Here is a 13688-nt window from a genome sequence, read left to right on the forward strand (position 1 = left end):
ACCCGCCGTCGGACGTTCTTAGAGGAGGCTGAGGACGTCCGGAGCCTTTACGGCGGTATGCGGACTAGACGGTGTGAGGACCAGTCGGTCTGCGCTTTAGCTGCTGATAGCCGACTTCATTTCGTCGTGGGCTTTCTTGCCGGCCTCATCCGTTGAGAGCCTGTTGAAGAGGACCTCTGAGGTGTACCGCTTGATGATCTCCTGGATTGCACCGGCGCCCTTCGGTGGCGCGGCAGGAGCCTCACCGAGCTCGCCCTTGATCTGGTCGATGAACTTGACCACCTTGATGTCAGCGGGAGTCAGTTTCGATTCAATGGCATCACGGACGTCTGTGTTGGGGTACACGCCACGGTCAGCCAAGAGAGCTTCTCCGGCTTTTTCATTGTTGGCCAGGAAGTCAATGAATTTGGCCGTTTCCTCAGGGTGCTTGGTCCGGGAGGAAGCGGACCAGAACTGGGATGCCTTGTACCAGAGCTGTGTGTCGGCAGCCTTCCCGGTCTTGGATGGGAACCGCAGGATCTGGAGGTCACTTCCAGCCGCTTTCTCGAGTGCCGGCAACTGGTTGGACCACCAGAAGGCCAGCCCGTTCTTGCCGGTGGCCAGGCCGCTCTGGTCCAGCGGCGCGGCTTCGGCTTCCACAACTTCCGACGCCGACGGAACGGCCTTCTTCTCGCTAAGCTCCTTCAGGAACTCCCACCACTGGGCAATATCGGCCGGCTCGAAACCCAGCTTGCCGTCGGAGGTGTAAAGGGATTTGTCGTTCTGTCGCAACCAGACGCCCAAGGAGGCCTCGTCCGTGCCGTAGGCGGCAGAGCCGTACGTGCCCTTCGGGGACTTCTCGGTGAGCTCGGCGGAGATGCGGCCGAAGTCTTCCCAGGTCCAGGTCGTGTCATCCGGAAGCGGCACGCCGGCGGCCTGGAACACGGCCGGGTTGGCGATGATCGTGGCCGCATTGATTCCTGCAGCAATACCGGTCAGGCCATCCTCGCTCTTGCCCGCATTCAGGGCGGCCTCGTCCAGCTTTGACGTGTCGATCTGGTACTTGGAGAGATCCAGCAGGGCGCCGCGGCTGGAGTACTCGGTGATGTACTTTTCGTCCATCTGGATGATGTCCGGAGCGTCGTTGGCGGCTACCTGGGTGGCCAACTTGTCCCAATAGCCGCTCCAGTCGCCGTACTCGGGCTTGATCTTGATCTTGGGGTTCTCAGCCTCGAAGGCAGCGATTGCGGCCTGCGTCAGCTGGGCGCGCTTGTCGCTGCCCCACCAGGAAAAGCGCAGTTCAACGGTGCCGTCGGCACTCTGTGGAGCGGCTCCCCCACCGCAGGCGCTCAGGGCAAGAACGGCGGCGGCTGCGGCAGCCACTACGCCTGTCTTGCGGAACCTGCGGTGTGCGCCGTTGGAGGGTGTCTCTGCCGAATGGTTCCGGGCAGCAGACTCAGAACGGGGAAAAAGCGGCACTGGATACTCCGATCTTCTTTGATCTTGTTGCTGGGGATGTGAAAACGAGGAAGCGTTTTCTTAAGTCTGATACTACAAGTTGGATACTTGTATTACAAGAGGTTGCCCGGTAGCTCTTGAGAACCTCTCTTATGAGGAAAGCGCGACGTCGAATGTTCCGTAGGCAGGGACGTGCGGCTGCCTGCCTGCGCCCCAACCCCTAACAGCCGACGGCCCGTCCCTTGGCGGGACAGGCCGTCGGTTCGAGTCGGTTTCGAGTCGGGGTTTCGAGCGACGGGCTCGTAGGAGGCAGCCGCCGGTGGAGGCTATTTGATGCCGGTGGTGGCGATGCCCTTGATCAGGAACCGCTGGCCGAAGAGGAAGACCAGGAAGACCGGCAGCAGGGACACGATGGACATGGCGAACAGCGAGCCCCAGCTGGTGGCGGACTGCGAATCCACGAAGGCGCGCAAGGCCACCGGGACAGTGAACATATCGGGGTCCGTGAGGTAGATCAGGGCGCCGAAGAAGTCGTTCCAGGTCCAGATGAACGTGAAAATGGTGGTAGTGGCCAGTGCCGGCACCATCAGCGGAAGGATCACGCGCAGGAAGATGCGGGGGTGGCCTGCGCCATCGATGCGTGCGGCCTCGTCCAGGTCCTTTGGAATACCGCGGATGAACTGGACCATCAGGAAGACAAAGAACGCCTCGGTGGCCAGCAACTTGGGGACGATCAACGGCCAGAACGTGTTGACCCAGCCGATCTGGGAGAACAGGATGTACTGCGGCACGATGACCACGTGGAACGGAAGCATGATGGTCAGCAGCATGATGCCGAAGAAGAGCTTCTTGCCGGTGAACTGCAGCCGGGCGAAAGCGTACGCGGCCATCGAGCAGGAGATCAGGCTACCCAGGATGGAGCCGATGACCACGATCGCGGAGTTGATCATGTAATGCCCGAAGGGGTGGGTCAGGGCTGACCAGCCGTCGGTGTAGTTGCTCATCTCCAGGCTGTTGAGCCAGAGTCCCGGTTCGCGGAAGATCAACTCGTTGGCCCGGAGGGAAGAGACCACCATCCACAGCAGCGGGTAGATCATCAGGGCCCCGGCGAGGATCAGGATGGCATGCTTGCCAAGTGCTTTGGTCCGCTGTTTCCGGCTGAAGGCCAGCGTCCCGCGGGATTCCCGGGGTTTGCGGTGATTCGTAGGCTTACCGGCGCCGGATGTCTTCCTGTCCGGGGCGGGCAGCGTCTGCAGCTTAGTCGTCATAGAAAACCCAATACTTGGAAGCGATGAAGTTGATGGCGGTGAACACACCGATGATGACCAGCAGGAACCAGGCCATGGCCGAGGCGTAGCCCATGTCGAACTGGCCGAAGCCCTTTTGGTAGAGGTACAGGGTGAAGAACATGGTCGAGTCGGAGGGTCCGCCGTTTCCGCCCGAGACGATGAACGCTTGGGTGAACGACTGGAACGAACCGATGATCTGCAGGACCAGATTGAAGAAGAGGATCGGGCTCAGCATTGGCATGGTGATCTTCCAGAACTGCTGAAGAGTGCTGGCGCCATCGACCTTGGCGGCCTCGTAGTACATCACCGGGATCTGTCGCAGACCGGCCAGGAAGATGATCATCGGGGCGCCGAACGTCCAGACGTGCAGCAGGATGATGGAGCCCAGCGCCGTGCTGGGGTCTGAAATCCAGCCGGGGCCCTGGATGCCGAACATCGCCAGGACCTGGTTGACCAGGCCGGTGGTGCCGAAGATCTGCTTCCAGAGGATAGCGACAGCCACCGAGCCGCCCAGCAGGGACGGAAGGTAGAACACGGAGCGGTAGAACGGCAGGCCGCGCAGGCCCTTGTCCAGGACCAGCGCGATCAGGAGTGCCACGGCCAATTGGAGCGGAACGCCGACCAGGACGTAGGTGAATGTCACGCCAAGTGAGTTGTGCAGCCGGGCGTCCGAGAACATCCGCGTGAAGTTGTCCAGCCCCACCCATTCCGGCGGCTGGAGGAGGTTGTAGTCCGTGAAGGACAGGTACAAGGACATCAGCATCGGGCCGATGGTGATGGCAACCAGGCCCACCAGCCAAGGCAGCAGGAAGATGTAGGCGGCCTTGTTGTCCCGGCCGTTGGCCTTCTTCTCTTCGGCAGTGGCCTTGCCCTTACGCCGGGAAATCGAGCTCAGTTCACTGATGGCGCTCATTGCGGCGACTCCATTTCACGCAGCAGGACCGCCGGTGCCGGCAAGCATGCCGGCCGGGGCGTCCTGGGGATGTGTTTAGCGGCCATGTGGTCTCCTTTGGTCATCGTGGCCCTCCACGTCGGGGGTGTGATCGCCGGGCGATCGGGATGCGTCCCGCCTCCGGTGGCGCGGACTCCGGTGCTGCGGCGGAGCAGCTGAGGCTGTTTCCGCGGTCCGGTTCCGCCGCCCCGGGCGGGACGTGTAAAAAGCGGCTCCGTACCAAAGTAAACGGTTTCTTGACTCCTGTATAGCCCTTTGTTAGTTTTTGAGAAAGCGTTTTCTGTTACCAGGATCACTCTATCCACACTTCGACACCTGAGGGGCACAACAATGCGGTTTGGTCTCAATAAGTCTTTACTGGGCATCGCCGGAACGACGGCGGCACTCGCACTGGTCCTCACCGGCTGCGGGGGCAACCCTGAAGCCGGAAAAGTGGGCACCGTGGAAGATCCGGTCACCATCCGGTTCGCTTGGTGGGGGAACGACTCCCGTGCCAAGACCACCCTGGAAGTCATCAAGGACTTCGAAGCCGCCAACCCCACCATCAAGGTCCAGGGCGAAAACACTGAGTTCAGCTCGTACTGGGACAAGATGGCCACGCAGATCGCTGGCGGGACCACCCCCGATGTCTTCGCCATGAGCGGTTCCTATCCCAGCGAATACTCCAGCCGCGGCGTCCTGCTGGACCTGGACAAGGTAAAAGACCAGTTGGACACCTCCAAGTTCGCCGAGGGCACTGTGGACCTGGGTAAGATCGACGGCACGCAGTACACCATCACTGCCGGGGTGAACTCAATGTCGATGGTCATCGATCCCATGGTCTTCGAAAAAGCCGGCGTGGAACTCCCGGATGACGAGACCTGGACCTGGGACGACTTCGCGGATATCGCCGCGGAAATCACCAAGAAATCGCCGGCGGGAACTTTCGGCACCACCCCCATGGCCAACGATTCGTTCCTGGCAGTGTGGGCACGCCAGAACGGCGAAGACCTCTACACCGAGGACGGCAAGAAGATGGGCATCAGCGAGGACACGCTGACCAAGTGGTTCGAGCTGAACAAGAACCTGATGGAATCCGGCGGGGCGCCGTCGGCCTCCCAGACGGTGGAAGACGGATCCGCACAGCCTGAACTGACCCTGATGGGCCAGGGCAAGCAGGCTATGAAGATCTCCTGGAGCAACCAGATGACCTCCTACTCGGGCTCGCCCCTGGTCATGATGAAGATGCCCGGTGAAAGCACGGAACCGGGTGCGTGGCTGCGCTCATCCATGGAGTACGCCATCTCCTCCAAGTCGGCCCACCCCAAGGAAGCGGCACTGTTCATCAACTACCTGGTGAACAACATGGATGCAGCCAAGAAGATCAAGAGTGACCGCGGAATGCCCGCCAACACCGAGCTGAAGGCCGGCATCACCCCGCTCCTGAAGGATTCCCAGCAGAAGGAAGCCGCCTACCTGGATCGGATCGCTGAGTTGAACATCGCAGCGCCGAAGCCGTTCCCCGCAGGGTCATCCGCAACGCTCGAAGTTTTGAACCGATTCAATACAGATGTACTCTTCGGTAAGGTTTCCCCGCGGGACGCCGCCAAGGGCATGATTTCCGAGGTCAACCAGAACCTGGGCTGACCGCCGCCCACGCCGACAACTCCCACCTTTCGAACAACAGGCAGGCCAGTGACTACACCAGAGGAGCCCGCACGGCCCAGCGCCATCGCCGGCTATGAGGACTGGCCCGGCTATGTCCAAAACCAGCCCCGCCACCGGGCCGCCACCCCGGCAGCCCAGGAGCTTGCGGATGCTCTGGGCGTTCCGGCCGCCGTCCCCCCGGTGGAGGTCACCGTCCACTGGGAGGAGACGTACGACGGCGTCACCACCTCCCAGCTTAGCTGGCAGTTGGGCTTTGGCCCCCGCAGTACGGCCTGGCTCGTGCGTCCGGGCGGGGCTTCCGGGCCGCTGCCGGGCGTGCTCGCCCTGCATTGCCACGGCGGAAACAAGTTCGGCGGTGCGGACCGGCTGGTGGAGCTTCCGCAGTCCCACCCGTCCGCCGCGGCGGCGCGGGCGGGCCACTACGACGGCCAGGCACTGGCTACGGAGGTGGCCCGCGCCGGCTTTGCCGTGCTGGCCCATGACACGTTTGCGTGGGGCAGCCGCCGGTTCGACCTCTCCGTCCCGCCGTGGCGAACGGCCGCAGCGCTGGACGCGAGGAAGTCGCAATGGCGGGAGGACGGCGTCGTACCAACCGACGCGGACCTGTACAACGCCGCTGCCGGCATCCATGAAGACACCGTGGCTAAGGCCGCTGGCCTGCTGGGCACCAGCCTGGCAGGAATGGTTGCCCATGATGACCTCGCGGCACTGGACATCCTTGCCTCCCTGCCGGGGGTGGATCCGGAGCGGCTGGGCTGCATCGGCTTCTCGGGCGGCGGCGGCCGGTCGCTCGCACTGGCTGCGCTGAGCCCGCGGATCAAGAACTACGTGGTGACCTGCATGATGGCCACGTTCGAGTCACTCCTGCCCGCCTACCTGGACGCCCATTCCTGGCTGCTCCAGACGCCGGGGCTCTGGAAACTGGGCGAATGGCCGGAACTTACCGCAAGATCCGAAGCGGAGGGTTTCCTGGTGCAGTTTGCCGTAGCGGACCAGCTTTTCCCCGAAAGCGGCATGCGCGAGGCCCACCGAATACTGGAGTCACTGCACCCGGCCGGCACCTACATAGGAAGTTTCTGGCCGGGCGGTCACGTCTTCACCGCCGGGATGCAGAATGAAGCCATCAGGTACTTAGCCAGGACTTTAGGCGCCGAGAGCCCCGCCGCCCAGCATCATTTAACCCTTTCAACTCCCATCGGCACCGAGGACCATCGATGACTCAAAAATCCGCCTTCGCGGCACCTGGCACCACAGCGCCGCACTCCGCCGCGAAACCCGGCACCGACTCAGCTCCAACTGACCGTCCGCGGATAGCCCTGGTGGGCGTCCATGGCTTTGGTGAGCGGCACCTGGCCAACCTGGCCCGGCTGGAGGCTGTCGGCGTCGTCGATCTGGTGGCCGTGGCTGATCCGCATCCGCCGCAGGAGGGGGCACTGGGGGCTTCCGTGGCGGTTTTCACCACCCTGGAGCAGTTGCTGGCGTCGGGAACGGCCCCGGATGTGGTCATCCTGGCCACGCCGATCCAGACGCACGCTCCCCTGGCGTTGGCTGCATTGGCAGCAGGGGCGGACGTGTATGTGGAAAAGCCTCCGGTGGCTTCCCTGGCGCAGTTCCACGAGGTTTTGGATGCGGCCAATGCGTCGGGAAAGCTGGTCCAGGTGGGCTTCCAGAGCCTGGGGTCCCTGGCCCTGCCCGCGATCCGCGAGTCGATCGCTTCCGGCGAGATCGGGGATGTCCTCGGTTTGAGCGCCCAGGGCATGTGGCTGCGGACCAAGGGCTACTTCCAGCGGTCCCGCTGGGCCGGGAAACGCAGCCTCGCTGGCACCGACGTTGTGGACGGCGTGGCCACGAACGCCCTGGCGCATGCCGTAGCTACCGGGCTGCATCTGGCCGGCGCGCATACCGTTGCCGACGTCGCATCGGTGGAGACTGACCTTTACCGGGCCAATGACACCCAGAGCGACGACACCTCTGTGATCCGCGTCCGCACCGCGGCCGGGCAGACCCTGCTGTGCGGCCTGACGCTCTGCGCCCCGGAGCAGCAGAACCCTTCCGTGACGGTCCACGGCACTCAGGGGGACATCATGTTCTTCTACACGGAGGACGAGGTAATCACCACCACGGCAGCCGGCGAGCGCCGCGAGACCTTCGGGCGGACCGACCTGCTGGAGAACCTGCTCGATGCCCGCAGCACCGGCGCTCCCCTGCTGTGCAGCCTGTCGGACACTGGTGCTTTCACGTCCGTGCTGGAAGCCATCCGCACGGCTCCCGACCCGCAGGAGATTCCCGCCGCGCACCTCACCTGGGAAGGCGACGGCGACGACGCACACCCCGTAGTAAACGGCATCCCTGAACTCATCGAGCGCGCGGCCAAGGCACAGGCGACGTTCGCCGAGCTCGGTGTCCCCTGGGCCCGCAGCGTACCTCCAGTGCAGACGTTCGACCTCGCCGGGCACCCAGTGGCCGAATACCAGGACGGCAGCCACATCCGCGCCGTGTCCTCGCCCCGCCCCTACCTCCACCCGGTCCGCACCCTCAGCGGGACTGTAGTCACCGATCACCAGCCGCTGGACCACGTCTGGCACCTGGGCGTTGGCGTGGCCTTGCAGGATGTGGACGGCGTCAACTTCTGGGGCGGCCGCACGTACACCCGGGCAGCCGGCGAATACGTCTGGCGGCCGGACCACGGCACCATCGTCCGAACGGATCAGACGCAAGGTGGAACCGTCGTCGAACAGTCCCCGGCGGGCGGCCGGCTGGCCGAATCCCTGTCCTGGAACGGGCCCGACGGCGCTCCCATCCTGACTGAACAGCGCACCTGGACGTGGGCCTCAGCAGGCTCCTCCACCTGGCGCCTCAGCCTGGACTTTGCGCTCTCCCCCGCGGGCGGGAACCCGGTGAGCCTGGGCAGCCCCGGCTCCAACGGCCGCCACCAGGGCGGCTACGGCGGGTTCTTCTGGCGCCTTCCGGAATGCTCCGGGGCGACAGTCTGGACGCCATCGGGCACCGGTGAGGCCTCAGTGCACGGGAGCGTCACGCCGTGGCTCGCCTGGTCCGGCAGGTTCAGTACGGGAACTGACGACGGCGGTACGCTGGCCGGACCTGCGGGCGGCGGTACCGCCACTCTCGTGTTCGTCGCCGCGGCGGATTCCACGGATCCGTGGTTCGTCCGGGTGGACGGCTACCCGGGTGTTGGCCAGTCACTGGCCTGGGACGCCCCCGTGATTGCCCAGCCTGGAACGCCGGTGCGCCGCAGCGTCACCGTGTTCATCGCCGACGGAATTTTGGGCACGGAAGACATTGAGACATTGATCAAAACGCAGGGGGACAATTCATGAGCCAGACCACCGCCACACCCGCACCGCACCATTCGCCGCCCGCCGGCAAACGGACGGCACCCGCCTCCACAGCCGACCGCGAGGTCAAACGGCGGCGCGTGCTGGATATCCTCGACGCGAAGGGCCAGGACTCGCTCCTGCTGACCACCCACACCGCGCTGACCTGGTACCTCGATGGCAGCCGCGTGCATATCAGCCTGGCGGGAGATCCCATCGCCGCCCTGCTGGTGGACCGCTCAGGCGACCACCTGGTCACGTTCAACAATGAGGCCGGACGCATAGCTGCCGAGGAACTCCCGGCGGGAGTTTCCCTGCACACCGTCCCCTGGTACGGGAACCTGCACGAGGCCGCTGTCGCCGTCGGACGTTCTGCTGGCAGCAGCGCGGGCACTCCGCTCGCCGAGGCGGCGGTGGCTACCGAGCTGAGGGCTGCCCGGCAGCAGCTGCTCCCCGGCGAGAGCGCCCGCTACGCCCACCTGAGCGCGGAACTGGCGGGCATCGTGACTGATGTGCTGTCCACCGCCCGGCCGGAAACCACTGAATTCGAGCTCGCATCCGCCCTAGCCGGCCGTGTAGTGGCCGCCGGCGCGGAGCCGCTGGTCCTCTTGTGCAACGGCAGTTCGCGAAGCGATTTCCGCCACCCGCTGGCTACCCACGCGCCGCTTGGCCGCCGGGCCATGGCAGTGGTGTGCGCACGACGGGATGGCTTGGTTGCCAACATCACCCGCTGGGTAAGGTTCGACGGCGGCACGCCCGCGGAGCTCGACGCCGAGTCCCGGATCGCTGCCGTTGAGGCGGACATCTTTGACGCGACAGTCCCCGGCACCCGGCTTGACCGCATCTTCGGAGAGATTAAGGCCTCGTACGTCCGCCACGGCTTCGGCTCGGAGCAGTGGGAGCAGCACCACCAGGGCGGACCGGCCGGCTATGCCGGGCGGGACCCGCGCGTCACCGCTGCCGCCACCGACGCCGTGGTGCTCAACCAGCCGTTCACCTGGAACCCATCAGGGCCCGGTGTGAAGATCGAGGATACGGTCCAGCTCACCGAGTCGGGGGTAAAGGTCCTGACCGTTGATGACCGCTGGCCCACCACCACCGTCAACGGGCTCAAGCGCCCCCTCACGCTGCAGCTCTAGCCAAAACGCTCTCTCACATAGAACTGCTCCCCGGAAGTCGGAACTGAATTTCTCAGTCCAACTTCCGGGGAGCAGTTCACAACGGAGAGAGCGTTTCGTTTAAACCGACGTTATCTGCGAGAGCGTTTTTACGGAAGAACCAGCTCACCGTCCACGCGGCGCGGAATTCCCAGCGGGTTGCTTTCGCGGAGCGCCGGGTGCAGGACCGTTTCCGGAGCATCCTGGTAGGCGACAGGCCGCTGGAAACGACGGACCGCCGTCGCGCCTACCGAGGTGAAAAGCGATGTGGTGGCGGGGTACGGGCCGCCGTGCTGCTGGGCCCAGTTCACTGCGACCCCGGTGGGCCAGCCGTCGAAAAGGACCCTGCCTGCAAGGCCGGACAGCTGCTCCACGAGTTCTGCGACATCCTCGCCCGGCTGGGCGTGGACCGTGGCGGTCAGGCTGCCGGGAACCTTGGCCAGGACAGCGGATAGCTCTTCCTGGCTCGCGTATTCGATCAGCAGCGTGGTGGGGCCGAAGCATTCCTCAAGCAGTTCGTCCGGGCGCTCCAGGACGTTGGCGGCGGAAGTGGAGAAGACCACTGGTGCGGCGCCGTCGCGGGTGGCGTCCTGGTCTGCTGTGCCGCTGACGATGGTCACGTCGGGCAGCGACGCCACGCTGCGCAGGCCATCCGGGTAGGCATCGGAGATGCGGGTGGTGAGCATGGCCGCCGTCGGCTTGTCCTTGCTGGCCTCTGCGAGTTCTGCGGCGAAGCCCGAACCCGACGGAATGAACACCAGGCCCGGCTTGGTGCAGAATTGGCCGGCACCCATGGTGAACGAGGCTGCGAGGCCCGCCGCGAGCTGGCTGGAGCGCTCGGCCAGCGCCGCAGCGGTGATGACCACCGGGTTCAGGCTGCCAAGCTCGCCGTAGAAGGGGATGGGATCGGGCCTGGAGACGGCGAGGTCAAAGAGCGCCCGGCCGCCCGGGATGGAGCCCGTGAAGCCTACAGCCTTGATGGCGGAATCCTGCACCAGCGCGGTGCCCACCTCGCGCCCGCTGACCAGGGCAAACAGGCCATCCGGGGCACCGGCGGAACGCAGGGCTTCCGTGACCACCTCGGCCGTCCGCTCGGAAAGCTTCAGGTGCCCCGAGTGGGCCTTGACGATGACCGGGCAACCCACGGCCAGGGCGGAAGCGGTGTCCCCGCCGGCAACGGAGAACGCGAACGGAAAGTTGGAGGCTGAGAAGACGGCCACCGGACCGATGGGGCGCAGGATTCGGCGCAGGTCCGGCTTGGGCGGAGTGGCGGACGGGTCCGCATGGTCAATGATCGCCTCAAGATAGGAGCCTTCGGTGATCACGCGGGCGAAAAGCCGAAGTTGTCCGGACGTGCGGGCCACCTCGCCGGTGAGCCGGACCATGCCGAGCCGGGTCTCCGAGTCGGCGATCTCCACCAGTTCGGCCACGTTGGCGTCAAGCGCGTCGGCGACGGCGTTGAGCCAGCCTGCCCGCTCCTTGTCCGTCGCCGCAGCGGCGACGGAGGCTGCCCGGGCGGCGGCAGCGGTGAGTTCGGAAAGTGAAAGGGTTGCAGTAGTCACTGGGGTACCTGTATTTCGTCGGGAAGTGTCGTATCGGCGGTCATAGGATCTGCATCAGGGCGAGGGCGTGTCCTTGAAGCGGAAGCCAAGGCCCGGCTGGTCCGTCAGGGTCAGGCGGCTGTTGCTGAAGCGGACCGGTGAGGGCCCCGCCAGGATGCCCAGCCGTTCGAAGGAAGCATCCTCCACGTCTTCCACCAGCGTGGGCTCCGCCAGGGTGAGGGCCAGCTGGCCGGAAAGTTCCGGCAGCAGGTGGGGCATCACGCGAATGCTGTTGGTCCGGGCCAGTTCCACGATCCGCCGGAACGGAGTGATGCCGCCAACCCGGATGATGTTGGGCTGGATGATGTCCACCGCGTCCGCCTCAATGAAATCGCGGAACCGGTAGATGGTGTGCAGGTTTTCGCCGAGCGCAATGGGAACGGGCGAGTGCTTCCGCAGCCTCCTGTAAGCCCAGAGGTCGTCCGCGCGGATGGGTTCCTCGAGCCATTCCAGGCCGAACTCCGCGAGGACGTCCAACGCTTTGAAGGTTGTGGGCAGGTCCCAGCGCTGGTTGGCGTCAATCATGAGTTTCCGGTCCGGACCGAGCACGGTCCGGACCGCGGCCACGCGTTCGGCGTCCTCACGGATGTCGGGTTTGCCCACCTTGATCTTGACGGCCCGGTGTCCGGCTGCGACCCAGCGTTCGGCCTGGGCCACCAGCTCCTCCAGCGTGTAGTGCAGGTTCACCCCGGAGCCGTACACCTCCGCGGACTCCTGCCGCTGGCCCAGAAGCCCGGTGACCGAGGTCTGTGCGCGGCGGGCCTGGAGGTCCCAGAGGGCAAGGTCGACGCCGGCCATCGCGATGGTGGTCAGTCCCCCGCCGCCGGCCTCATGCAGCCGCTTCCACAGTGCGTCCCACACCGTCTCGGGGTTGGCGGGCATACCCGTCACGAAAGGTGCGATGTCGTAGTCGAGGAGTGCTTTGACGGCCTGCGGGCCAATGGTTGGCGTCCAGGAAAAACCATGCCCCGCACCGCCGTCGTCCGTCTGGATTTCCGTAACGATCACGTGGTTTTCCGGGGCTTCCACTCCCCAGCTGCGGCGCAGCGGGACGGTGAGGAGCCGAGTGGACAGACCGGTGATGAGCGGTGCCGTCCGGACGCTTTCGACGGCGGGCGCGCTCATCAGCGGCCGGCCAGCTCGTAGCCCTTGGCCAGGATGGACTTCAGCTGGACCAGTTGATCCTCGGTGGGGTCCACCAGCGGCGGGCGGACGCCCCCAACAGCCAAGCCGCCCAGGCGCAGGCCAGCCTTGATCAGCGAGACGCCGAAACCCGGGGTCTGGTCACGGAGCCGCACCAGTGGAGCGTAGAAACCCTCGAGAAGGGCGTTGCGGCGCTCCTCGTCACCGGACATGTAGGCGTCGTAGTACGCCTTGGCGATCTCCGGTGCCATGGCGAACGCGGCCGAAGAGTAGAGCGGGATGCCCAGGCCACGGTAGGCGCCCTGGGTCAGTTCGGCGGTCAGCAGGCCGTTGAAGAAGGCGAAGTCCTCGCGTCCGGTGGCGCGGACCGCGGAGACGATCTCCTGGGCCAGGCCCACGTCTCCCAAGCCGTCCTTGAAACCGATCACCTTGGGGTTGGCTGCGAGGTGTGCCATGGAGGCGGCAGTGAACTTGGCGTTGCCGCGGTGGTAGACGATCACTGGCAGGCTGCTGGCGTCAGCAATTGCTTCGATGTACGCCACCAGGCCGTCGGTGGGGCCGGTGACCAGGTACGGCGGCAGGACCAGGAGTGCGTCGGCACCGGCTTCCTCCGCCACGCGGGCAGCAGCCAGGGCGTGGCCCAGCGGTCCGCCGGCTCCGGCGACCACCGGCACCTTTCCTGCCACAACCTCGACGGCGGCAGTCACCACGGTGCGCACCTCATCGATGCTCAAGGCATGGAATTCACCGGTCCCACAAGCGGGAAAAACGCCGCCGGGCCCGAAGGGAAGCCGCGAGCCGATGTGCTCCTTGAGGAGCTTCAAATCAACAAGACCTTCCGGCGTGAACGGGGTGACGGGGAAAAACAAAACGCCGTCGAATTTCATGGTGTCTCCTTGGATCCGGCTCCGGCTGTGACCAGCGAGGCGGCTGTCTCGTCGTTGAGGTTGGTGGTGGTTTTCAGTTCGGTCCGCCAGCTGCGTTGGGGTTCCCAGCCGAGCAGGTCGCGGGCCTTGGCGATGGAGAAGGCGGGGCTGGTGCCGGTCAGGCCGGCGGCCAGGGCTTCGCTTCCGGGCAGGAAGCGCGGCATCAGCTCGGCCAGTGGCGCCGTTGCGAGGGCGTCAGCT

General features: G+C 65.2%; 10 protein-coding genes and 1 pseudogene. 4 read left to right on the forward strand and 7 right to left on the reverse strand.

What is annotated here, in order from left to right; translation table 11 throughout:
* Positions 1 to 96 precede the first annotated feature (96 nt).
* The 3 genes from ACLKOZ_RS22175 to ACLKOZ_RS22185 form a co-directional block, all read right to left on the reverse strand.
* Positions 97 to 1458, reverse strand: coding sequence for an ABC transporter substrate-binding protein (locus tag ACLKOZ_RS22175; RefSeq protein ID WP_436478396.1), 1362 nt, complete (start codon positions 1456 to 1458; stop codon positions 97 to 99).
* Positions 1459 to 1763: 305 nt separating this feature from the next.
* Entirely contained in the window at positions 1764 to 2705 is a 942-nt protein-coding gene (locus ACLKOZ_RS22180) for a carbohydrate ABC transporter permease (RefSeq protein WP_436478398.1), read from the reverse strand.
* Positions 2695 to 3639 carry a carbohydrate ABC transporter permease gene (locus ACLKOZ_RS22185; protein WP_337346020.1) on the reverse strand — a complete coding sequence of 315 codons (945 nt, stop codon included), beginning with the start codon at positions 3637 to 3639 and terminating at the stop codon, positions 2695 to 2697. The genes ACLKOZ_RS22180 and ACLKOZ_RS22185 overlap by 11 nt, the downstream gene beginning before the upstream one ends.
* A 369-nt stretch (positions 3640 to 4008) precedes the next feature.
* On the opposite strand from ACLKOZ_RS22185, the gene ACLKOZ_RS22190 reads away from it, so the two are divergent.
* Genes ACLKOZ_RS22190 through ACLKOZ_RS22205 form a run of 4 tightly spaced genes read left to right on the forward strand, consistent with a single transcriptional unit; the run spans position 4009 to position 9799 of the window.
* Positions 4009 to 5304, forward strand: a complete 1296-nt coding sequence (locus ACLKOZ_RS22190; RefSeq protein ID WP_436478401.1) for an ABC transporter substrate-binding protein — start codon at positions 4009 to 4011, stop codon at positions 5302 to 5304.
* Between the two features lie 48 nt (positions 5305 to 5352).
* Positions 5353 to 6543, forward strand: coding sequence for an acetylxylan esterase (locus ACLKOZ_RS22195; protein ID WP_436478403.1), 1191 nt, complete (start codon positions 5353 to 5355; stop codon positions 6541 to 6543).
* A complete protein-coding gene (locus ACLKOZ_RS22200) occupies positions 6540 to 8663 on the forward strand; it encodes a DUF6807 family protein (protein ID WP_436478405.1) in 2124 nt (707 codons plus the stop codon). Before ACLKOZ_RS22195 ends, ACLKOZ_RS22200 begins: the two co-directional genes overlap by 4 nt.
* Positions 8660 to 9799 carry a M24 family metallopeptidase gene (locus ACLKOZ_RS22205; protein WP_436478407.1) on the forward strand — a complete coding sequence of 380 codons (1140 nt, stop codon included), beginning with the start codon at positions 8660 to 8662 and terminating at the stop codon, positions 9797 to 9799. Before ACLKOZ_RS22200 ends, ACLKOZ_RS22205 begins: the two co-directional genes overlap by 4 nt.
* A gap of 128 nt (positions 9800 to 9927) precedes the next feature.
* Here ACLKOZ_RS22205 and ACLKOZ_RS22210 read toward each other — a convergent pair whose 3' ends face one another.
* The 4 genes and pseudogenes from ACLKOZ_RS22210 to ACLKOZ_RS22225 form a co-directional block, all read right to left on the reverse strand.
* Positions 9928 to 11379 (reverse strand): aldehyde dehydrogenase (NADP(+)), encoded by a 1452-nt coding sequence (locus ACLKOZ_RS22210; RefSeq protein ID WP_436478409.1) that lies wholly within the window; start codon positions 11377 to 11379, stop codon positions 9928 to 9930.
* A gap of 54 nt (positions 11380 to 11433) precedes the next feature.
* Entirely contained in the window at positions 11434 to 12543 is a 1110-nt protein-coding gene (locus ACLKOZ_RS22215; protein ID WP_436478411.1) for a mandelate racemase/muconate lactonizing enzyme family protein, read from the reverse strand.
* Complete coding sequence (locus tag ACLKOZ_RS22220; RefSeq protein ID WP_436478413.1) at positions 12543 to 13448, reverse strand: 5-dehydro-4-deoxyglucarate dehydratase; 906 nt, start codon at positions 13446 to 13448, stop codon at positions 12543 to 12545. The genes ACLKOZ_RS22215 and ACLKOZ_RS22220 overlap by 1 nt, the downstream gene beginning before the upstream one ends.
* Positions 13445 to 13688, reverse strand: a pseudogene (locus ACLKOZ_RS22225) (NAD-dependent epimerase/dehydratase family protein); the annotation flags it as partial. The gene ACLKOZ_RS22220 and the pseudogene ACLKOZ_RS22225, both read right to left, overlap by 4 nt.

It is taken from the genome of Arthrobacter sp. R4, from assembly GCF_051365025.1.
In the GTDB taxonomy this organism is placed as follows: Bacteria; Actinomycetota; Actinomycetes; order Actinomycetales; family Micrococcaceae; genus Arthrobacter.

What these genes read in the sequence shown, in the direction of transcription:
- ACLKOZ_RS22180 (WP_436478398.1), bottom strand. Translation starts at nt 2,705, where the DNA reads ATGACGACTAAGCTGCAGACGCTGCCCGCCCCGGACAGGAAGACATCC.
- ACLKOZ_RS22185 (WP_337346020.1), bottom strand. Translation starts at nt 3,639, where the DNA reads ATGAGCGCCATCAGTGAACTGAGCTCGATTTCCCGGCGTAAGGGCAAG.
- ACLKOZ_RS22190 (WP_436478401.1), top strand. Translation starts at nt 4,009, where the DNA reads ATGCGGTTTGGTCTCAATAAGTCTTTACTGGGCATCGCCGGAACGACG.
- ACLKOZ_RS22200 (WP_436478405.1), top strand. Translation starts at nt 6,540, where the DNA reads ATGACTCAAAAATCCGCCTTCGCGGCACCTGGCACCACAGCGCCGCAC.
- ACLKOZ_RS22205 (WP_436478407.1), top strand. Translation starts at nt 8,660, where the DNA reads ATGAGCCAGACCACCGCCACACCCGCACCGCACCATTCGCCGCCCGCC.
- ACLKOZ_RS22215 (WP_436478411.1), bottom strand. Translation starts at nt 12,543, where the DNA reads ATGAGCGCGCCCGCCGTCGAAAGCGTCCGGACGGCACCGCTCATCACC.
- ACLKOZ_RS22220 (WP_436478413.1), bottom strand. Translation starts at nt 13,448, where the DNA reads ATGAAATTCGACGGCGTTTTGTTTTTCCCCGTCACCCCGTTCACGCCG.